We start from the raw sequence: 20,416 nt of genomic DNA, 5'->3' as shown, positions 1-20,416 counted from the left end.
TGTGGGCCGGGTGCGGGCAAGAAGTCAGATGGATGGGTCAGAGGCGGCCCGGCTGTGGCGGGCGCCGACCGGGGTTGTCCCGGTGACCACCACACTGCGCCCGCCGCACCGGCCCCGTCGCGTCGATTGACGGCGATCGTCAATCGACGGCGGCGCTGTCGGTGGCCGGGTGCACCATGGCGTCATGAGCGTGCACATCGAGATCGCGGGACTGCCGCAGGAGCGGATCTTCTTCGAGCCGTCGCCCCTGGCCGAGCTGGGCGTAGCCCTGCACGCCCTCGCCGAGCCCGGCCACCACCCGGGCCTGCACGGCTGGGCCACCGCGACCACCGCCTCGCTCAAGCCCGACCTCGCCGACCGGCTGCACGAGGCCGACTTCCTGTGGCGGAACACGTTCTCGGACATCTTCATGCCGTTCGCCGGCCTCACCGACGGCACCGGCCGCCCGGGCGCGACGCTCACCGAGGAGCTGGACCTCCTGGACCGCCTGGGCGACGAGCGATTCGTCGCCGCCGCCCTGGAGTTCACCTGCGGCACTTCGTACAACGTGGGGGCGCCGTCCCCCCTCGTCGACAGCTACCGCCGCGAGCGCGCCCTGGAGCTGGCCGCGACCCGGGGCACCAAGCAGCTGGACTTCGCCGAGCGGCTGCTCCTCGACCCGCAGACCGTCCGCGCCTGGGTCCGCCGCCTCCTGGAGGACTGCGACGAGGCGTTCTTCGCGGACACCTGGCGCCGGGTCCGCCTGGAGCTGGCCGCCGACGCCCGCCACAAGACCGAGGTGCTGCGCCACAAGGGCCTCGCCGAGATGCTGTCGACGGTCTCCAGGGCGCTCTCCCTGGACGAGCGGGCGCAGCGCATCGTCGTCGACAAGCTTCCCCTGGGCTCCACGACGGCTGTGGACCCCGCGGTCGGCGCCGGGCTCCTCTTCGTGCCCTCGCACTTCGCCTGGCCGCACCTGATGGTCCTGCACGCCCCCGGCTGGCGCCCCGTCGTGCACTACCCGGTGGCCGCGCCCGAGCTCACCAACCCCACCTCCGTGGAGACCCTGGAGAAGCGCCTCACCGCGCTCGCCCACCCGGTGCGGCTGCGGCTCTGCCGGAACATAGCCCGCGCGCCGTACACGACAGGGGAGTTGGCGCACGCGAACGACCTGAGTGCGCCGGAGGTCTCCCGGCACCTCGCGGTGCTCAAGAAGGCGGGCCTGGTCACCACCCAGCGCCGCGGCCGGTACGTGATGCACCAGCTGGACGTCACGGTGGTCGCACGGCTCGGCAGCGACTTCCTGGAGGGCATCCTCCGGTAGCGGACAGGCATCCTCCGGTAGCCGGCAGGCATCCTCTGTGCAGAAGAGGCACCCTCCGGTGACCGGAGGCGTCGCTCAGGCCCCGCCGCCCCCGGCCCGCACCAGACCCGTCTCGTACGCGAGGACGACCACCTGCACCCGGTCGCGCAGATCGAGCTTGGTCAGGATCCGCCCCACATGCGTCTTCACCGTCGCCTCGGAGAGGACGAGCCGCGCGGCGATCTCGCCGTTCGACAGGCCCTGCGCGACCAGCACCATCACCTCGCGCTCGCGGTCGGTGAGCCGCTCCAGCTCCTTGAGCTGCGGCGGGCCGCCCGCGTTCGGCAGCATCGGCGCGAAGCGGTCGAGCAGCCGCCGCGTCGTGGACGGCGCGACCACGGCGTCACCGCTGTGCACGGAGCGGATGGCGGACAGCAGCTCACCGGGCGGCACGTCCTTCAGCATGAAGCCGGACGCGCCCGCCTTGAGCCCCGAGAAGGCGTACTCGTCGAGGTCGAAGGTGGTCAGGATCAGGACCTTCGGAGGGTTGGGGTCCTGGCAGATCCGCCGGGTCGTCTCCACGCCGTCCAGCTTCGGCATGCGGACGTCCATCAGGACCACGTCCACCGGGGTCGACCGCAGCGCCTCCAGGGCCTCGACGCCGTCGCCCGCCTCCGCGACGACCTCCATGTCCGGCTGCGCGGCCAGCACCATCCGGAACCCGGTGCGCAGCAGCACCTGGTCGTCGACGAGCATCACGCGGATCGACATCGGGGGTCCCTTCAGGGAAATCGGCGACAAGGAGTGGGGTGTGGGCTGATGACAGGTGTCAGTGTGCAGGCTTGAGCGGCAGCAGGGCGCTGATGCGGAACCCCCCGCCGGGGCGCGGCCCCGCGTCCAGCGTGCCGCCGACCATACCGACCCGCTCCCGCATGCCGATCAGGCCGTGCCCGCTGCCGTCGGCGCCGCCGTCCTCGTAGAGCTCGTGCGGCGCGCCCTTGCCGTCGTCCTCGACGAGCAGCCCCAGGCCGTCGTCGAAGTAGACGAGCCGAACGCTCGCCCCGGCGTTCTCGCCGCCGTGCTTGCGGGTGTTGGTGAGCGCCTCCTGGACGATGCGGTAGGCGGTGAGCTCCACGCCGCTGGGCAGCGGGCGCGGGGTGCCCTCGACCTTGAAGTCCACGGGCAGGCCCGCGGTGCGCACCTGCTCGATGAGCTCGTCGAGCTGCTCGACGTCGGGCTGCGGGACGTACTCCCCGCTCTCCTGGTGCTCTCCGGTGCGCAGCACACCAAGGAGGCGGCGCATTTCGGCGAGCGCCTGGCGGCCGGTCCCGGAGATCGTCTCCAGGGCCTGCTTGGCCTGGTCGGGGGCGGTGTCCAGGACGTACGCGGCACCGTCGGCCTGGACCACCATCACGGAGACGTTGTGCGCGACGACGTCGTGGAGCTCCCGCGCGATGCGCGCCCGCTCGGCCGCCACCGCCACCTTCGACTGCGCCTCGCGCTCCTTCTCCAGGCGGTCGGCGCGCTCCTCGAGCTGGGCGAGGTAGGCGCGCCGGGTGCGGATGGAGTCGCCGAGCACCCAGGCGAGCGCGAACGGCACTATCAGGAAGCCCGTGAAGAAGATCTGGCCGAAGGTGCTGGCATTCCTCTCGGGCCAGCGCAGCTGCGCGAGCGGGGCCGCGCACAGGCCGCCCACGAGGGCGAACCGGGAGGCCCACTTCGGGCCGTCGGCCGCGGCGGTGTAGATGATCACGAGCATCGCGAAGTTCGCGACGTTCGTCTCCACCCCGACGATCAGCTGGACCACGCCCGTGAACGCGGCGAGCAGCAGCATCTTCTCCGGCGCCCGGCGGCGCAGCGCCACGACGAGGCAGAGAGCCAGCAGCACGGGCAGCGCGACGAGTCGCGGTTCCTGCTGCTCCGCGTTGGTCTGCGCCACCAGGCTCATGCCGGAGATCCCGAGCAGGATGACGGCCCAGAAGCTGTCGACCCCGGTCGGGTGTCTGCGGAGGAAGTCGTAGAGGCGCTGCACGTAACCCAGCGTAGGCAGGCTCACGGCGCCCCGGGGTCAACCGGAGGTCCGATCCGTGCCTCGAACGCGTACTCCCCAAGGTGGAGGCCCGGCTTAGCCTTCTCGCTGTGATGAACGAGGCCCAGGGGACGAATCGGGACACGCGGCAGGGCTCGCGCGGCTGGCGCGAGGCGATGGAGGCCGCGCTGTACGGGCCCTCGGGCTTCTACCGGCGCCCCGAGGGACCCGCGGGGCACTTCCGCACCTCGGTGCACGCCTCACCGCTGTTCGCGGGCGCGGTGGCGCGGCTGCTGTGCCGCGTGGACGAAATCCTGGACCACCCGGACGAGTTGACCTTCGTCGACCTGGGGGCGGGCCGCGGCGAGCTGACGGCGGGCGTGCTGGCCGCGCTGCCCGCCGACGTGGCGGCACGCACGCGTGCGTACGCGGTGGAACTGGCCGAGCGCCCTCAGGACGTCGACCCGCGCATCACATGGGTCTCCGCTCCGCCCACCGGCGCCACCGGCCTCCTGTTCGCCAACGAGTGGCTCGACAACGTCCCCCTGGACGTCGCGGAGGTCGCCCCCGACGGCACGGCCCGCCTGGTTCTCGTACGCGAGGACGGCACCGAACACCTCGGGGAGCCCGTCGCCGGGGCGGACGCCGAGTGGCTGGAGCGGTGGTGGCCGCTGCCGCCGGAGCCGGGCCTGCGCGCCGAGATCGGGCGCCCCCGGGACGCGGCGTGGGCGACGGCGGTGGCGTCGCTGGAGCGGGGCCTCGCGGTCGCCGTGGACTATGCGCACGAGCGCGGCGCACGCCCGCCCTTCGGGACGCTGGCGGGCTTCAGGGAGGGCCGCGAGACGGCGCCCGTCCCGGACGGCACGGCGGACGTCACGGCCCATGTGGCGCTCGACGCCTGCGCGGCCGCCTCCGGGCTTCCCGGCGGGCGGCTGCGCACCCAGCGGACGGCGCTCGGCGCCCTCGGGGTGAGCGGCGGACGCCCGCCGCTGTCCCTCGCCTCCAGCGACCCGGCCGGGTACGTGCGCGCCCTCACGCGCGCGGGCGAGGCCGCCGAGCTGACGGCGCGCGGCGGCCTCGGCGACTTCGGATGGCTGAGCCAGGCGGTCGGGACCGCGGACCCGCTGCCCCTCGACCCGCCCCCGGCCGGTCCCCTACTTGTCGATGTCCCCGACCACGAAGAAGAGTGACCCCAGGATCGCCACCATGTCGGCGACGAGCTGGCCGGGCAGCAGCACGGCGAGGGCCTGGATGTTGTTGTACGAGGCCGAGCGGAGCTTCAGGCGGTACGGGGTCTTCTCGCCCTTGGACACCAGGTAGTAGCCGTTGATGCCGAGCGGGTTCTCCGTCCACGCGTACGTGTGCCCCTCGGGCGCCTTCAGGACCTTCGGGAGGCGCTGGTTGATCGGGCCCTGCGGGAGGTCCGCGATCCGGTCGAGGCAGGCGTCCGCGAGGTCGAGGGCGTTGTGGGTCTGCTCCAGGAGGCACTCGAAGCGGGCCAGGCAGTCGCCCTCCTCGCGCGTGACGACCTTCAGGGTGTCCTGCAGTTCCCCGTACGCGAGATAGGGCTCGTCGCGGCGCAGGTCGAAGTCGACTCCGGAGGCGCGGGCGATGGGACCGCTCACTCCGTAGGCATGCACCGCCTCTTCGGAGAGCACGCCCACGCCGCGCGTCCGCCCCCGGAAGATCTCGTTGCCGAGCACCAGCCGGTCGTACACGTCCATGCGGGAGCGCACCGACGCGACCGCCGCCCGCGCGCGGGACGTCCAGCCCGCGGGCAGGTCCTCCTTGAGGCCGCCCACGCGGTTGAACATGTAGTGCATGCGGCCGCCGGAGATCTCCTCCATCACGTTCTGGAGCTCCTCGCGCTCCCGGAACGCGTGGAACACCGGCGTGATGCCGCCCAGTTCGAGGGGGTACGAGCCGAGGAACATCAGATGGTTCAGGACCCGGTTCAGCTCGGCGAGCAGCGTCCGCGTCCACACCGCGCGCGGGGGCACCTCCATGCCGAGCATGCGCTCCACGGAGAGCACGACGCCGAGCTCGTTCGAGAACGCCGACAGCCAGTCGTGCCGGTTGGCCAGCATCACGATCTGCCGGTAGTCGCGCGCTTCGAAGAGCTTCTCCGCGCCTCGGTGCATATAGCCGATGACCGGTTCGGCGTGCTCGATCCGCTCGCCGTCCAGGACCAGGCGCAGCCGGAGCACGCCGTGCGTGGACGGGTGCTGGGGGCCGATGTTGAGCACCATGTCGGTGCTCTCCGCCGCACCGCCGATGCCGAACGTGGTCGTCTCCGTCGAGGGGCTCATGCGCACAGTCTGTCGTACGCGCGCGCGGGTGTGACCTTCCGTCCCGCCCCGCCTCCCGGCCCGGGGGCGCTGTCGGGCGCGGTCCGTACGCTTGAGGCATGGAAACGGGGACGGCACAGACGGCGGAACCACCGGGGCAGCGGCCCGAACCGGTGTGGACGGGGCTGCCGAAGGGGCTGCTCTCGATGCGGCGGCTCCTGCTCGTGGTGTGGATGGTGCCGATCGCGGTGGCCCTCGGCGTGCTGCTCGGCCTGTTCGTCGGGCCGGTGTGGGCGGCGTTCGCGGTGCTGCCGCTCGCCGCCCTGGTCTGGGGCTGGCCGATGCTGGGGCGCAACTGGCGCTCGTGGCGGTACGCGGAGCGGTCGGACGACCTCCTGATCAGCCGGGGCGTGCTCTGGCGCGAGGAGACGATCGTGCCGTACGGCCGCATGCAGCTCGTCGAGGTGACGTCCGGCCCCGTGGAGCGGCACTTCGGGCTGGCCAGCGTGCAGCTCCACACGGCCGCCGCCGCGACCGACGCCCGCATCCCCGGCCTGCTCCCCGAGGAGGCCGAGCGCCTCCGCGACCGGCTCACGGAGCTGGGCGAGGCCCGATCGGCGGGGCTGTGAGCGACGTACGCGAGTCGGAGGAGGCCCCGGACCGGCCGGGCTCCGAGGACGTACGAGAGCGGCGCCTGCACCCCTTCACGCCCCTGCGCCGCGCCTGGGCGCCCGTCGCGGTCGTGGTGGGCTGGGCGGTGCACGACCCGAGCGGGGCACAGCAGCGGGCCGCCGAACTGACCGCGACCACGCTCCTGCTGATCCTCGCCGGCATCCTCGTGGCGGGCTCCGTCTACGGCCTGCTCAGCTGGTGGTTCACGCACTTCGCGGTCACCGACACCGAACTGCGCATCCGCACCGGCCTGTTGTTCCGGCGCACCGCCCACATCCGCCTTGACCGGCTCCAGGCCGTGGACGTGACCCAGCCCCTGGTGGCCCGGATCGCGGGCGTCGCCAAGCTGAAGCTGGACGTCGTCGGCGCGGACAAGAAGGACGAGCTGGCCTATCTCGGTCAGGAGGAGGCCGCCGTGCTGCGGGCCGAACTCCTCGCGCGGGCGGCCGGGTTCGCCCCCGAGCAGGCCCGCGAGGTCGGCGAGGCACCGGTGCGCGGCCTCCTCCATGTGCCGCCGCGCATGCTCGCCGTCTCCTTGCTGCTCACCGGCGGACCGTGGGCGATGCTCGTCGCCGCGCTCGTCGTGCCGCCCCTGCTGTGGATGGCCACCCACAGCGTGTGGACGGTCATCGCGACGGGGCTGCCCATGCTGGGCGGCGCGTTCGCCTCCAGCGCGGGACGCTTCATCGGGGAGTACGACTGGCGGGTGGGCGAGTCCCCGGACGGGCTGCGCATCGACCACGGCCTGCTCGACAAGGCCCACGAGACGGTGCCTCCGGGGCGGGTGCAGACGGTGCGTGTCGTGGAGCCGATGCTGTGGCGGCGGCGCGGGTGGGTGCGCGTGGAGCTGGACGTGGCGGGCTCGTCCAACAGCGTCCTGGTGCCGGTCGCGACGCGCGAGGTCGCGGAGTCGGTGATCTCCGGGATCCTGCCCGGGGTGCGGGTCCCGGCGCCCGAAGAGTTCTCCCGGCCGCCCACGCGCGCGTGGTGGTGCGTTCCCGTCTGGTGGCGGGGGTTCGGACTCGCGGTCACCGACACGGTCTTCGCCGCCCGGCACGGCCTGCTGCGCCGCCGCACCTCGCTCGTACCGCACGCGAAGGTGCAGAGCGTGCGGCTGACGCAGGGCCCCTGGGAGCGCTACAGGGGCGTCGCCGACATCCTGGTCGACACGGGCGCCAACAAGACGGTGACCGCCCGCCTGCGCCCCGCGGAGGAGGCGGCCCGGCTCCTCGAAGCCCAGGCCGACCGCTCCCGTACGGGACGCAGGGAGGCGGCCCCGGACCGATGGATGACGTGAGGGAGAGATGACGTGAGGGAGAGCTCTCCCTCAGGCTCCCTCGGACTCCCTCAGGTTTCCTCGGGCTTCGTCAGGCTTCGTCGGTCTTCAGGTTTCGCGGACTTCTTCAGGCTTGCAGTGCCGTCCGCAGCCGGCCCACGTCGATCTGCTCGGTCTCGTCGTGCGCGGTGAGGTCGATGACCTGGCCCACGCCCCGCTCGGCGTCGTCGGGCGAGCCCTGCTTGAACTCCGCCTCGGACTCCGCCTTGTGGACCGCGAGGGCCTCCTCGCCCACCACGTCGGCGAGGTCCTCGTTCTGCACGGCCTCCAGGGCGGCCGGGGCCGCCGCGGCCTTCGCCACGCTCTTCGTACCGAAGAAGTCGAAGCCGCCCTCCACGGCCGGGCGCCGCACCGGCGCGGGCGGCACGACGGCGGCCGCGGCCGGAACCGTGAAGTGCTGCCCGGCGACCGGGTGTTCCTGGCCCCGGTCGTGGCCCTCGGCCTTCCCCTCGGCCTGTCCCTCGGCCGCCCCCGACGGGGCATCGCCCGTGCCGCTCTCCGCGGCAGCCTCCCCCGCGTCCCGCGCGCCCCGCGCGTCCCCCGCCGAACCGCCCTTCTCCAGACGCGCCAACGCCGCGTTGGCGCGCAGGTAGAGCGACGGCGTGGGGCTGGTGGCCGGACGGGCATGGCGGGCCGGAGGGGTCGGCTGGGCCTGCTGGGCCTGCTGGGCCGTGGGAGCCGGGCACGCGGCCGGCTCGAGCCCGGTCGTCGTGGTCCGTGCGTCCCCACCGGGAGCGCCCGGCGGCAGCGCCCGCGCCGGGGCCGACGCCTCGATCGCGAGGAGACGGCGCCCCTCCAGCGCGCTGGCCCGCTCGGTCTCCGCGGTCGCGTACCGCCGCAGCAGCGCCGCGTGTTCGTTGCGCAGCGCCGCCAGCTCGGCCCGCTTCGAGCGCAGCTTCGTCTCCAGCTTGCCCCGCAGCTCCCGGGACTCCTCGAGGTCGGACTCGAACTCGGCTATCCGCTCCTCGTGCCGCCACTCGTCGCTCGCCCGGGACCTGGCGAGGTCGGCGACGCGCTTGCCCGCTGTGAGGTCCCAGCGGCGCATGACGAAGGAGCCGACGACGGCCGCCGCCGCGGCGGCCGAGACCAGGCCGCGGAGCACGACAGGTTCCGTGAAGGCCCAGGCGCCGCCGGCGCAGAGGACGGAGAAGCCTGCGACCGCCGAGGGAGGAAGCAGCCTGTGCAGGGGTGGGGAATGGCGGTGACGTCCACGTGGCATGGCCAGAAACTTACCGCGCGTAGGCGAAGTCTGGTGCCCCGCCTAGCAAAAATACGGGCAGCTCACCAATATCTTCGCTCAACTCCCCTCCCAAGGGGCACACTTCGACGAAAGTTCAGTCGAAACTTCAACTGATCGACGGCCACTTCAACTGACCGGCGGCCGCTTCAACTGACCGTCCGGCCCTTCCCCGGACCGGTCGGGCAGTTGAAGCCCGTCAACGCCCCGTCCGCCTCAGCGGGTCAGATGAGGCCCTTCGACTTCAGATACTCCTCGGCGACATCCGCTTCCTTCTCGCGCTGCTCGTCGACCTTCCTGTTGAGTTCAACAAGATCATTTGTGGTCAGCGTCTTGGTGAGCTTGGCGAGCGCGTCGGCTATGCCCTTGTCGCCCGCGGACTCGGCATTCACGACCGGAAGGATGTTGTCCGCGTTCTGCAGCTTCTTGTCGTCCTCGAGAAGCACCAGGCCGTAGCCCTTGAGCGTCGCGTCGGTCGTCGTGGTCAGCATCATCTGGTCCGTGCCGTTCTTCACGGCCTGCTTGGACTGGGTGGTGCCGACGCCCTTGGGGTCGATTCCGTCGACGTCGATGCCGTACTTCTTCTTCAGGCCCGGCGCGCAGAAGGGCCGCGTCTCGCATTCGTCACCGGCCGCGATCTTGACCTTCTGGCCCGACTTCCCGAGATCCGAAAGGGTCTTGAGCTTGTGCTCGGCCGCGTATTCCTTGGTCACCGCGAACGCGTTCTGGTCGACCGCGCCGCCGGCGGGCAGCACCTTGAGACCCTGGGGGCCGGCGAGCTTCTTCAACTCGCCCACCGTGGCGTCAAGATCACTCGACGCCACGGGCTTCGCCTTCGGGCCGTTCTTCTTCAGGTTGAGGAATTCGGCGAGCGTCGCGGCGTATTCGGGAGCGACATCGATCGCGCCCTTCTTGAGCTGGGGCTCGTACACCTCGCGGTTCTGCACGATCTGCACCGACGCGTCATATCCCGCGTCCCGCAGCACGCCCGCGTACAGCTCGGCGAGGACCTTCTGCTCGGTGAAGCGGGCCGAACCCACCACGAGCGAGCCCTTCTTGTCGCCGCCCGCCTTGTCCGAGCCCTTGTCCTTGTTCTCCAGGCTGTCCCCGCCGCACGCGGTGAGCCCCGCGGTCAGCGCCACGACGGCCACGGCCGCCCCTGCCATCCGTCGCGCGCGACGCGTGTTGCTCTTCATCGGTGAACCACCATTCGAGATCTGGAGAATCGACATTCAGCGCGCGGCGGCCTTCGACCGTCCCCGCATGGGATCAAAGACCCGCCCGGTGACCACCAGGACCCCCTCCACGGCGAGGGCGAGCATCGCCACGAGGAAGGCGCCGGCGACCACTTGCGGCGTGTTCTGGAGGTTGAACCCGGCCGTGATGATCCGCCCGAGTCCCCCCTCGCCCGCCATCGCGGCCAGCGTGGCCGTGGCCACCACCTGCACCCCGGCCGAGCGGACCCCGGTCATGATCAGCGGGTACGCCAGCGGCAGTTCGACGCGCAGGAACAGCTGACGGCCGTTCATGCCCATCCCGCGCGCGGCCTCGACCACCGACCGGTCCACCTCGCGCATCCCGATGTAGGCGTTGGTGAGCAGCGGCGGGATCGCGAAGAGCACCAGGGCGATCAGCGTCGGCGCGTCCCCGTGCTCCCCGAGCGGGGTGAGCGTGAGCAGGATCAGCAGGGCGAGGGTGGGGACCGCACGGCCCACGTTCGAGATGTTGACCGCGAGGGTGCCGCCCTTGCCGATGTGGCCGAGCAGCAGCGCGAGGGGCAGCGCGATCGCGCAGGCCACCGCGAGGCACACGCCGCTGAAGTACAGGTGCTCGGCGAGGCGGTGCCACACCCCCTTCTCGCCCTGCCAGTTGGCGCCCGTGGTCAGCCAGTCGTACGCACCGGATATCGCGTTCATGCGGGTTCAGCCACCTTGACCGGGTCCGCCTTGCGGGAGGCGCGGCCGGGACGTATGCGATGGGCCCTCGTCCACGGCGTGAGCAGCCGCTGGAGGCCGAGCAACAGCAGATCGGCGACGACGGCCAGGAGGACGCACAGGACCGATGCCGTGAGGACCTGCGCCTTGAAGGACGTGTCGAGGCCGTCCAGGATCAGCGTGCCGAGGCCGCCGTGGTCCACGATCGCGCCGACCGTGGTCAGGGCCACCGTCGACACCGTGGTGATGCGGACGCCGGCCAGCAGGGCGGGCAGCGCCAGCGGCAGTTCCACCTCCCACAACAGGCGCAGCGGCCCGTACCCCATGCCGCGCGCGGCGTCTCTGGCCTCTTCGGGGACGGCTCTGAGGCCCGCCAGGATGTTCCGCACGAGGATCGTCAGTGAGTAGAGCACCAGGCCCGTCACGACGAGGGACGCCGAGAGCCCGAAGAACGGCAGCAGCAGCGAGAACATCGCGAGGGACGGGATCGAGTAGAGCACCGTCGTCACACCGAGGATCGGGCCGCCGAGGAACGGCCAGCGCCGCGCGAGCAGCGCGAGGGGCAGCGAGACGGCGACCCCGATGGCGACCGCGGCCACGGTGATCCCCACGTGCTGCAACGTCGCGTCGGTCAGCTCCTGACTGCGGGTGCGGAGATATTCGCCGCAGATCCAGTCGTTCGTCACCAGACAGTTCTGCTCGCTCACGCGCCCCACCTCCCCCGAATCCGCGGCCGTATGCCGAACGCCCGGACGCTTTTCCCCCGTGTCTGGCGACCCTAACCCCCAGCACTGACAATCGGTGAGACTCGTCGTCCTGGCGCAACATGGCCTTCACACTCCGCCCGCCACAATGGGGAATCATGATCCGGTTCGAGCACGTCACCAAGCGGTACGCGGACGGCACCACGGCCGTCGACGACCTGTCCTTCGAGGTCGCGGAGGGTGAACTCGTCACGCTGGTCGGCCCGTCGGGCTGCGGCAAGACCACGACGATGAAGATGGTGAACCGGCTCATCGAGCCCACGTCCGGCCGGATATTCCTCGAAGACAAGGACATAGCGGACGTCGATCCGGTCCAACTCCGGCGCCGCATCGGCTATGTGATCCAGCAGGTCGGCCTCTTCCCGCACAAGACGGTCCTGGAGAACACCGCGACCGTCCCGCACCTCCTCGGCGTCAAGCGCGCCAAGGCCCGCGAGCGCGCCGCCGAGCTCCTCGACCTGGTCGGCCTCGACCCGGCCACGTTCGGCTCCCGCTACCCCGAGCAGCTCTCCGGCGGCCAGCGCCAACGCGTCGGCGTGGCCCGGGCGTTGGCGGCCGATCCGCCGGTGCTCCTGATGGACGAGCCGTTCGGCGCGGTCGACCCGGTCGTACGCGAGCGGCTGCAGAACGAGTTCCTCCGCCTCCAGCAGGCCGTACGCAAGACCGTGCTGTTCGTCACACACGACATCGAGGAAGCCGTCCGGCTCGGGGACCGCATCGCCGTCTACGGGCACGGCCGCATCGAGCAGTTCGACACCCCGTCCACCGTTCTGGGCGCGCCCGCCACGGACTACGTAGCGGACTTCGTCGGCGCGGACCGCGGTCTGAAGCGGCTCTCCGTGACGCCGATCGAGGAGGGCGACCTGGAGCAGCCGCCCGTCGTGCACCTCGACGACCCGCTGCCCGCGACGCTGGACGCCCGCTGGGCGGTCGTCCTGGACAGCGAGAACAACCTGCACGGCTGGCTCTCCGCCGAGCACGCACGCCTCGGCAAGGGAACGGTGCGCGAGCACGCCCGCCGCATGGAGGCGTGGCTGCCGGTCGGCGCGAGCCTCAAGCAGGCGTTCGCCACGATGCTGCAGCACGACGCGGGCTGGATCGCCGTCATCGACAAGGAGAGCGAGGGCCGCTTCCTCGGGGTCCTCACACCGGCCCGGCTGCACGAGGCGCTGCGGCGCTCGACGGCGGCCGACGCGCGCGACATCGCGCGCGGGGACGTGGAGTTGGAGTCGGTGACGTCGGTCGCCGGAGCGTGAGCGGGGCTCTCGGGGCTGCGGGACTCTAGGACTGCGGAACTCTGGGACTGCGGGGCTCCGGAGCCGGGGCTAGGTCTGGGGCTTCGCCGCGCCCGCGGAGCCGGGCGCCTGGTCTCCGAGCCGCCCGCTGATCCACTGGAGGGTGGCGGGGATCTCGCGCCGCCACGTGTTGAAGTTGTGCCCACCGCTGTCGAGCGTGATGGACGAGACCCTGGTGGGTGACTTCACCTTGTCGATGAACTTCAAGGTGTCGTGGTAGTTGTCCTCGCCCTTCTTGCTGCTGCTGACAAGGAGGGAGGTCTTGGGCGGCGGCATGTGGTCGAGGTACCACATCAGGTTCGCGCGGTTCTCCAAGTCCTTGTTCCCGTGGAAGAGATCGCCCGTCGTGACGTCGATGGGCGCCTTGTAGTAGGCGGACAGGCCCGCCCCCGCGGCGTAGACGTCGGGGTGGTGCATCGCGAGCTTCAGGGCGCAGTAGCCGCCCGTGGAGTCGCCGATGATGCCCCAGTTGCCGGGCTTCTTGCTGACCCTGTAGTGGTCGGATATCGCCCCGGGCAGGTCCTTCGCGAAGAACGTCTCGGTCTGCGGGCCGCCGGGGATGTCCACGCACTCGGTGTCCCGGGGCGGCGCGACGGTCGGCCGCAGCATCACCAGGATCATCGGCTGCATCTTGCCGTCCTTGGCCTGCTGGTGGGCGGTCTGCGGGTAGTGCAGCCCCTTGATGAGGGCCTCGGCGGTGCCGGGGTAGCCGGTGAGCACGACGGACGCGGGGAACGTGCGGTCCTTGTACTGCGGTTGGAAGTACTCGGGCGGCAGATAGACGTACGCCTGGCTGGCTATGTTCGAGTTCAGTCCGGAGACTTTCACCTTCTGGATCTGGCCACCGATCCTGGGCGTCCCGCCGCCCGGCACGTTCACGGCCTGCTTGCCGTCCACCTTGACGGGCCCGTGCGCGCCCGGACCGGTGTCGTGGTCGACGACCACGCCCTGCTCGGTCTCCTGGCCGAAGAGGTCGGCCCACGTCGCGTAGAAGCCGAACGCCTGGTTGGCGGCGAGGCCGACGGAGGCGAAGATCGCCACCTGGGTGGCGAGCAGCAGCCCCACTCGGCCGGTCACGGCCTTCCAGGAACGCCGGGCCAGCCGGGGCCACAGCCAGACCGTCCCGATGAACAGGACGACGGCCAGTAGCACCGCAAGTGCCAGCACTTTGTTACTCGTGAGACCCATGAGGAGATCCTGCCTGCGCTTTCTTCCTGGTGCTCGCGCCCGGTCCCGCGGGACGCGTTTGTCGATCCGGCAGGAGACAGTTTTCGGTCGCTTTTGCCAAGGGGAGTGAACCCACGTCCCCGACCCGACGTCCTAGAGGGCGCAATGTCGCCGGATGCCGCTTTGGCACCGGAATCAAGGTCTCTCGCAGAACCACGGGATGCGATGTCTGTCAGGATAGATGGGGAAATGTCGGGCACGGTTCCGGTTGACGACAGCCGGACCGACGCCAGCCGGATCAGGCGGATCCTTCGCGGCCCGCGCCCCGAGGCCGTCCCGACCTTCGTCGCGAGAGCCTGCACGCTCGTCGGCCTGCTCAACATCGCGGCAGGCGTCTTCCCGCGCTTCCGGCACAGCCGGATGCACGCCATCGCCGAGGTCCTGCCCGGCGCCCTCGGCCCCTTCGCCGCCGCTCTGGCGCTCAGCTGCGGCGTCCTGCTGCTCCTGCTCGCCCACGGCCTGCGGCGCAACAAGCGGCGGGCCTGGCGGGCCGCCGTGGTGCTGCTGCCCGCGGGCGCGGTGGCGCAGTTCGCGTACCGGCACTCGGTCATCGGCGTGCTGATCTCCGTCGCCCTTCTCGCGCTCCTGTTGCGCCATCCGGGTGAGTTCAAGGCCCTGCCCGACCCGCGCAGCCGCTGGCGGGCACTGGCCAATTTCGTGCTCCTGGGAGCGGGCTCCATCGGCCTCGGCCTGGTGATCGTGAGCGCCCACCCGAACAAGGTCGTCGGCGACCCGAGCATCACGGACCGACTGGCCCACGTCATGTACGGCCTGTTCGGCCTGGAGGGCCCCGTCGACTACGCCGGGAACACCTCCTGGACGGTCGGCGCCTCCCTGGGCGCCCTCGGCCTGCTCACCGCCATCACCACGATCTACCTGGCCTTCCGCCCCGAGCACCCGGCCGCCCGCCTCACCGACGACGACGAGGCCCGCCTTCGCGCCCTCCTGGAGAAGCACGGCAGCCGCGACTCCCTCGGCCACTTCGCGCTCCGCCGCGACAAGGGCGTCGTGTTCTCGCCCAGCGGCAAGGCGGCGGTCACCTACCGCGTCGTCTCCGGAGTGATGCTCGCGAGCGGCGACCCGATCGGCGACGTGGAGGCATGGCCCGGCGCGATCGAGCGCTTCATGGACGAGGCGAAGGCCCACTCCTGGACCCCGGCCGTCATGGGCTGCTCCGAGACCGGCGGCCAGGTCTGGACCCGCGAGACCGGCCTCGACGCCCTCGAGCTGGGCGACGAGGCGGTGGTGGACGTCGCGGATTTCTCCCTGTCCGGGCGCGCGATGCGCAACGTGCGCCAGATGGTCAAGCGCATCGAGCGCAATGGCTACGAGACGCGGGTCCGGCGCATCCGTGACCTGGGCGAGGCCGAGCTGGAGCGCATCCAGCTCGCCGCCGACGCCTGGCGCGGCACCGACACCGAGCGCGGCTTCTCCATGGCGCTCGGCCGCATCGGCGACCCGAACGACGGGGACTGCCTGATCGCCACCGCCCACAAGGCCGACGAGGAGCCGGGCCCGTACGGGGACCTGAAGGCCGTCCTCCACTTCGTCCCCTGGGGCAAGGACGGCGTCTCCCTGGACCTCATGCGCCGCGACCGCGCGGCCGACCCGGGCATGAACGAGCTGCTCATCGTGGCCGCCCTGCAGGCCGCCCCGAAGCTCGGCATCGCCCGCGTCTCGCTCAACTTCGCGATGTTCCGCGCCGCACTCGCGCGCGGGGAGAAGATCGGCGCGGGCCCGGTCCTGCGCGCCTGGAGGGGCCTGCTCGTCTTCCTCTCCCGCTGGTTCCAGATCGAGTCGCTGTACAAGTTCAACGCGAAGTTCCGGCCGCGCTGGGAGCCCCGCTTCGTGGTCTACCGCTCCTCCAAGGACCTGCCCCGCATCGGCTTCGCCGCGATGCAGGCCGAGGGCTTCGTGACGCTGGGCCTCCCCGGTTTCCTGCGTCGCGGCACCCCCAAGCGCCGCCCCTGCCCGCACCACGCCCACGACCACGAGGTGCAGGCGGCCTAGGGCCTGCTCCCGGAGCGGCATGGCGGCCCCGCGCGCGGGCCAGGCCGTGTCGTCACATCCCTCGTCGTCGCCCGGAGGCAGGCGGGGGATGTGACGACACGGCCTAGGCTGGAGGCATGAGTACGTTGCGTGGGCGGGGCCAAGTCGCCGGGCTGCCCGAGTGGGACCGCTGTGCGGTCATGGGCGTCGTGAACGTGACGCCCGACTCCTTCTCCGACGGCGGCCGCTGGTTCGACACCACGGCCGCCGTCAAGCACGGCGTGGACCTGGCCGCCCAGGGCGCCGACCTCGTGGACGTGGGCGGCGAGTCGACCCGGCCCGGCGCCACGCGCGTGGACGAGGACGAGGAGCTGCGGCGCGTGGTCCCCGTCGTGCGGGGTCTGGCCGCCGAGGGCGTCACGGTCTCCGTGGACACCATGCGCGCCTCCGTCGCCCGGCAGGCGCTCGCCGCGGGCGCCGTCCTCGTCAACGACGTCAGCGGGGGCCTCGCCGACCCCGCCATGGTCCCCTCCGTGGCCGCCGCCGGGGCTCCCTTCGTGGTCATGCACTGGCGCGGCTTCCTCACCGACATCAACGTCAAGCCGGTGTACGAGGACGTGGTCTCCGAAGTCGTCACCGAGCTCCACGCGCGCGTGGAGGCCGCCGTCGAGGGCGGCATCGCGCCGGAGCACATCGTCGTCGACCCGGGCCTCGGCTTCTCCAAGGAGGCCGAGCACGACCTGGCGCTCCTGGCCCGCCTCGACCGGCTCCAGGAGCTCGGCCGCCCCCTCCTGGTCGCCGCCTCCCGCAAGCGGTTCCTCGGCAGTGTCCTCGCGGGCCCCGAGGGCGCCCCGCCGCCCGCCCGCGAGCGCGACGCCGCCACCGCCGCCGTCTCCGCCATCGCCGCCCACCAGGGCGCCTGGGCGGTGCGCGTGCACGAGGTGCGGGCGACCGCCGACGCCGTCCGCGTGGCCCGCGCCGTGACCGGAGCGGCGGCCGTCCGATGACGGGCGCGTCGGGCGCCTCGGCTCCCAAGGAGACCGACGCCGAGCAGGTCGAGACCGCCAACACGGCGTTCTACGAAGCCCTGGAGCGCGGCGACTTCGACGCGGTGTCCGGCCTCTGGCTGGAGGACGGCGAGTACCACGAGGACGCCGAGATCTCCTGCGTGCACCCCGGCTGGCCGGTGCTCACGGGCCGCGGCGAGGTCCTCAGGTCGTACGCGCTGATCATGGCGAACACGGAGTACATCCAGTTCTTCCTGACCGACGTGCACATCGGCGTCGCCGGTGACACCGCCCTGGTGACCTGTACCGAGAACATCCTCAGCGGCGGCCCCGCCCCCGAGGCCGGCGAGGAGCTCGGCCCGCTCGTCGGCCAGCTCGTCGTCGCCACGAATGTGTTCCGGCGCACATCCGAGGGCTGGAAGCTCTGGTCACACCACGCGTCACCCGTGCTTGCCGAATCCGACGACTCCGAGAGCGACGAGACACCCTCATGAGTGGGTAGGGGCCAAGAAGTGGTTGGGATCACACCGCCTGGGTAGGGGCGGCTACCAGCCCGGACCGCCGTATTCCGCGAGGGGTCGGGCCCCCCGCGGGCGAGCGCTGTCGGTGCTCGCAGGTAGATTCGATTGAGGCTGCTGTGCCGACCGCACTCGGTACAGGACGGCCGTTACCGACGACTGCAGGAGTGATTCGCGTGGATCGTGTCGCGCTGCGCGGCCTGAAGGCCCGCGGGCACCACGGTGTCTATCCGCGGGAACGCGAAGAGGGCCAGACCTTCATCGTGGATCTTGTCCTTGGCCTGGACACCCGGGCGGCCGCGGCCGACGACGACCTGGCGAAGACCGTGCACTACGGCATCGTGGCCGAGGAGGTCGTGGCCGTCGTCCAGGGCGAGCCCGTCGACCTGATCGAGACGCTCTCCGAGCGCATCGCCCAAGCCTGCCTGAAGCACGACGGCGTCCTGGAGGTCGAGGTGACCGTGCACAAGCCGGACGCCCCGATCACCGTCCCGTTCGACGACGTGACCATCACGATCACCCGGAGCCGAGTATGACTGCGCCCTTCAAAGCAGGTCAGAGCGACCCGACCGTCCAGCCGGTGCCTGCCTCCGTCGTGGAGCAGGTGGATGCCGCCGACACGACCCTGTCGAACCCGAAACGCGCCGTGATCTCCCTCGGCAGCAATCTCGGCAACCGCCTGGAGACTCTCCAGGGCGCCATCGACGCCCTCGAGGACACCCCCGGCCTGCGCGTGAAGGCCGTCTCCCCGGTGTACGAGACGGAGCCCTGGGGCGTCGAGCCGGGCACCCAGCCGACGTACTTCAACGCGGTCGTCGTGGTGAAGACGACCCTCCCGCCCTCGTCCCTCCTGGAGCGCGCCCACGCCGTCGAGGAGGCGTTCCACCGCGTCCGGGACGAGCACTGGGGCCCCCGCACGATCGACGTGGACATCGTGGCGTACGCGGACGTCGTCTCGGACGACCCGGCGCTCACCCTCCCCCACCCGCGCGCGCATGAACGTGCCTTCGTGCTCGCCCCCTGGCACGACATCGAGCCCGAGGCGCAGCTCGCCGGCCGCGGCCCGGTCGCCCAGCTCCTCGACACCGTCACCCGCGAGGGCGTCGCAGCCCGCGCCGACCTGGAACTCCGGCTGCCCGAGTAATCGTTAGGGTCTACCGGGTACTCGCACAGGGAACAGGGGATAGGGCACCGTGAAGCAGCTGCGCGTCCGGACGCTGGCCGGACTCTTCGTGGTGGCCGGCGTGCTGTCCTGGGCGGGTGCCCGCCTGTGGGACTCGGTCGGTTCGCTGCCGCGCGTCCCGCTGGCCGCGCCCATCGTCCTCGCGGTGATCGCCGCGGTGCTGCTGGCGACGGCCCTCTCGCTCCGTGCCCGGCTGCGCGCCCAGCGCGAGCGGCGCCCCGGCGCCAAGGGCGTGGAGCCGATGATGGCCGCCCGCGCCGTCGTCTTCGGCCAGGCCAGCGCCCTGGTCGCCGCCCTCGTCGCCGGGATGTACGGCGGCACGGGCATCTTCCTGCTCTCGTATCTGGACGTCCCGGCCCGCCGCGACCAGGCGATCTACGCCGGGTTCTCGACCCTCGCGGGCATCGCGGTGATAGCGACCGCCTTCTTCATGGAGCGCGTCTGCAAGCTCCCCGAGGACGACGACGAGGACGGCCACGGGGGCGCGGCCTCCCCGGTCTGACCACGCCCCGCACCAGCCCACCACGCCCGCCCTTACAGCAGCGTCCCGCCCTCGACCCGCGTCTCGTCGAGGATCCCGTCGAGCCGCGCGAGGACCCCCGCGTCGAGCGTCACGCGCGCGGCTGCGAGGTTCTCCTCGATGTGACCGGGCGTACGGCTGCCCGGGATCGGCACGACGTTCGGGTCCTGGTGCAGCAGCCAGGCGAGCGCCAACTGCGCCGGGGTGATGCCGAGTTCCTCGGCGATGCCGCGCACCGGGGCGAAGCGGTCGTTGTTCGCCTTCAGGTTCGCGGCGTCGAAGCGCGGCGAGTTCTGCCGGAAGTCCCCCTCGTCGACCTTGCCGACCTGCCCCGTCAGGAACCCGGCCCCGAGCGGCGACCACGGCACCAGACCGACACCCAACTCCCGTGCCGTCGCGAGCAATTCCGCCTCGGCGGGCCGCCACATGGACCACTCGATCTGCACCGCGGAGACCGGGTGCACGGCGTGCGCGGCCCGCAGCTGCTCAGCCGTCACGTTGGAGAGCCCCAGATGACGTACGAGACCGTCCTGGATCAGCTCCGCGACCGCCCCCACGGTGTCCTCGAAGGGCACCTGCGGGTCCGGGAAGTGCGGGTAGTACAGGTCGATGTAGTCCGTCCCGAGCCCGCGCAGGCTGGCCTCGGCATAGCCGCGCACATGCTTGGGCTCGGCGTTGACCGCCAGCTCCCCGAAGGCGTACCCCACGGGGAACGGGTGCGCCTCGACGCCCTCCGGAAGCCGGAAGCCGAACTTGGTGGCTATCGCGACCTGTTCGCGGCGGCCCTTCAGGGCCTTCCCGACGAGCCGCTCATTGTGTCCGTCGGCGCCATAGCCGTCCGAGGTGTCGATGAGCGTGGCACCCGCGTCGAGCGCGGCGAGCAGGGCTCGCTCGCCCCGCTCGTCGTCGACCTCCCCGTACACGCCGGGCGAGAGCACCATCGCTCCGTAGCCGAGCGCGGAAACCTCAAGGCCGCCGAGCCGGCGGGTGGGCAGTGACTGCTGCTGAGCCATGACAGGCATCTCCGTCCGGGACATACGCAAGAACAGGTCCGTAACAGTGATCCGTTACGCCCCAGAGTCTTCCGCCGCCCGACACCGCCGTCCAATGCCTCTTCCCATAACCTCCGGCTATG

20 protein-coding genes are annotated in these 20,416 nt (G+C 71.6%); 11 read left to right on the top strand and 9 right to left on the bottom strand.

Translation table 11 applies throughout. From position 1 onward, the window contains the following. Nucleotides 1-190 precede the first annotated feature (190 nt). Entirely contained in the window at nucleotides 191-1,303 is a 1,113-nt protein-coding gene (locus ACQB60_RS30495) for a DUF5937 family protein (RefSeq protein ID WP_496929366.1), read from the top strand. 75 nt (nucleotides 1,304-1,378) lie between these two features. Here ACQB60_RS30495 and ACQB60_RS30490 read toward each other — a convergent pair whose 3' ends face one another. Next, on the bottom strand, nucleotides 1,379-2,053 hold the full coding sequence (locus ACQB60_RS30490; RefSeq protein ID WP_496929317.1) for a response regulator transcription factor: 675 nt from the start codon (nucleotides 2,051-2,053) through the stop codon (nucleotides 1,379-1,381). Between the two features lie 58 nt (nucleotides 2,054-2,111). Next, a complete protein-coding gene (locus ACQB60_RS30485; RefSeq protein ID WP_496929316.1) occupies nucleotides 2,112-3,314 on the bottom strand; it encodes a sensor histidine kinase in 1,203 nt (400 codons plus the stop codon). Nucleotides 3,315-3,424: 110 nt separating this feature from the next. On the opposite strand from ACQB60_RS30485, the gene ACQB60_RS30480 reads away from it, so the two are divergent. Continuing rightward, nucleotides 3,425-4,501, top strand: a complete 1,077-nt coding sequence (locus tag ACQB60_RS30480) for an SAM-dependent methyltransferase (RefSeq protein WP_496929315.1) — start codon at nucleotides 3,425-3,427, stop codon at nucleotides 4,499-4,501. On the opposite strand, the gene ACQB60_RS30475 is transcribed toward ACQB60_RS30480, so the two are convergent. Then, nucleotides 4,466-5,620, bottom strand: a complete 1,155-nt coding sequence (locus ACQB60_RS30475) for an NADH-quinone oxidoreductase subunit D (RefSeq protein ID WP_384835125.1) — start codon at nucleotides 5,618-5,620, stop codon at nucleotides 4,466-4,468. The genes ACQB60_RS30480 and ACQB60_RS30475 overlap by 36 nt on opposite strands. A gap of 98 nt (nucleotides 5,621-5,718) precedes the next feature. Here ACQB60_RS30475 and ACQB60_RS30470 point away from each other — a divergent pair, with 98 nt between their 5' ends. Beyond that, nucleotides 5,719-6,228: a PH domain-containing protein gene (locus tag ACQB60_RS30470; RefSeq protein ID WP_496929314.1), complete on the top strand. Its 510-nt coding sequence runs from the start codon at nucleotides 5,719-5,721 to the stop codon at nucleotides 6,226-6,228. Beyond that, nucleotides 6,225-7,568: a PH domain-containing protein gene (locus tag ACQB60_RS30465; protein ID WP_496929313.1), complete on the top strand. Its 1,344-nt coding sequence runs from the start codon at nucleotides 6,225-6,227 to the stop codon at nucleotides 7,566-7,568. Before ACQB60_RS30470 ends, ACQB60_RS30465 begins: the two co-directional genes overlap by 4 nt. Before the next feature lie 106 nt (nucleotides 7,569-7,674). Here the strand turns inward: ACQB60_RS30465 and ACQB60_RS30460 are convergent, their stop codons facing one another. From ACQB60_RS30460 to ACQB60_RS30445, 4 genes are all read right to left on the bottom strand, one after another. Next, nucleotides 7,675-8,826: a hypothetical protein gene (locus tag ACQB60_RS30460; RefSeq protein ID WP_496929312.1), complete on the bottom strand. Its 1,152-nt coding sequence runs from the start codon at nucleotides 8,824-8,826 to the stop codon at nucleotides 7,675-7,677. A gap of 242 nt (nucleotides 8,827-9,068) precedes the next feature. Then, nucleotides 9,069-10,040 (bottom strand): ABC transporter substrate-binding protein, encoded by a 972-nt coding sequence (locus ACQB60_RS30455; protein ID WP_496929311.1) that lies wholly within the window; start codon nucleotides 10,038-10,040, stop codon nucleotides 9,069-9,071. A 36-nt stretch (nucleotides 10,041-10,076) separates the two neighbouring features. Next, the gene (locus ACQB60_RS30450; protein ID WP_384835113.1) at nucleotides 10,077-10,760 is read right to left on the bottom strand and encodes an ABC transporter permease; all 684 of its coding nucleotides are present in this window, start codon (nucleotides 10,758-10,760) and stop codon (nucleotides 10,077-10,079) included. Further along, complete coding sequence (locus ACQB60_RS30445) at nucleotides 10,757-11,485, bottom strand: ABC transporter permease (RefSeq protein ID WP_496929310.1); 729 nt, start codon at nucleotides 11,483-11,485, stop codon at nucleotides 10,757-10,759. Before ACQB60_RS30445 ends, ACQB60_RS30450 begins: the two co-directional genes overlap by 4 nt. A gap of 155 nt (nucleotides 11,486-11,640) precedes the next feature. Here ACQB60_RS30445 and ACQB60_RS30440 point away from each other — a divergent pair, with 155 nt between their 5' ends. Continuing rightward, complete coding sequence (locus ACQB60_RS30440) at nucleotides 11,641-12,798, top strand: ABC transporter ATP-binding protein (RefSeq protein ID WP_496929309.1); 1,158 nt, start codon at nucleotides 11,641-11,643, stop codon at nucleotides 12,796-12,798. Nucleotides 12,799-12,867: 69 nt separating this feature from the next. Here ACQB60_RS30440 and ACQB60_RS30435 read toward each other — a convergent pair whose 3' ends face one another. Further along, nucleotides 12,868-14,025 carry an alpha/beta hydrolase gene (locus ACQB60_RS30435; RefSeq protein WP_496929308.1) on the bottom strand — a complete coding sequence of 386 codons (1,158 nt, stop codon included), beginning with the start codon at nucleotides 14,023-14,025 and terminating at the stop codon, nucleotides 12,868-12,870. A 228-nt stretch (nucleotides 14,026-14,253) separates the two neighbouring features. Here ACQB60_RS30435 and ACQB60_RS30430 point away from each other — a divergent pair, with 228 nt between their 5' ends. From ACQB60_RS30430 to ACQB60_RS30405, 6 genes are all read left to right on the top strand, one after another. Continuing rightward, a complete protein-coding gene (locus ACQB60_RS30430) occupies nucleotides 14,254-16,074 on the top strand; it encodes a phosphatidylglycerol lysyltransferase domain-containing protein (RefSeq protein ID WP_496929307.1) in 1,821 nt (606 codons plus the stop codon). A 116-nt stretch (nucleotides 16,075-16,190) separates the two neighbouring features. Continuing rightward, nucleotides 16,191-17,060 (top strand): dihydropteroate synthase, encoded by an 870-nt coding sequence (folP, locus tag ACQB60_RS30425; protein ID WP_496929306.1) that lies wholly within the window; start codon nucleotides 16,191-16,193, stop codon nucleotides 17,058-17,060. Beyond that, complete coding sequence (locus tag ACQB60_RS30420) at nucleotides 17,057-17,554, top strand: nuclear transport factor 2 family protein (protein ID WP_496929305.1); 498 nt, start codon at nucleotides 17,057-17,059, stop codon at nucleotides 17,552-17,554. Before folP ends, ACQB60_RS30420 begins: the two co-directional genes overlap by 4 nt. 200 nt (nucleotides 17,555-17,754) lie before the next feature. Beyond that, nucleotides 17,755-18,114, top strand: a complete 360-nt coding sequence (folB, locus tag ACQB60_RS30415; protein WP_496929304.1) for a dihydroneopterin aldolase — start codon at nucleotides 17,755-17,757, stop codon at nucleotides 18,112-18,114. Further along, a complete protein-coding gene (gene folK, locus ACQB60_RS30410; RefSeq protein WP_496929303.1) occupies nucleotides 18,111-18,722 on the top strand; it encodes a 2-amino-4-hydroxy-6-hydroxymethyldihydropteridine diphosphokinase in 612 nt (203 codons plus the stop codon). The genes folB and folK overlap by 4 nt, the downstream gene beginning before the upstream one ends. Nucleotides 18,723-18,771: 49 nt before the next feature. After that, a complete protein-coding gene (locus ACQB60_RS30405; RefSeq protein WP_496929302.1) occupies nucleotides 18,772-19,263 on the top strand; it encodes a DUF3180 domain-containing protein in 492 nt (163 codons plus the stop codon). A gap of 32 nt (nucleotides 19,264-19,295) precedes the next feature. On the opposite strand, the gene ACQB60_RS30400 is transcribed toward ACQB60_RS30405, so the two are convergent. Then, a complete protein-coding gene (locus tag ACQB60_RS30400) occupies nucleotides 19,296-20,294 on the bottom strand; it encodes an aldo/keto reductase (RefSeq protein WP_496929301.1) in 999 nt (332 codons plus the stop codon). Nucleotides 20,295-20,416 lie beyond the last annotated feature (122 nt).

The organism is Streptomyces odontotermitis (assembly GCF_050510915.1).
Classification (GTDB): Bacteria; Actinomycetota; Actinomycetes; order Streptomycetales; family Streptomycetaceae; genus Streptomyces.
Note: the sequence above shows the minus strand (reverse complement) of the source record. Positions and strands in the feature narration are given on the sequence as shown.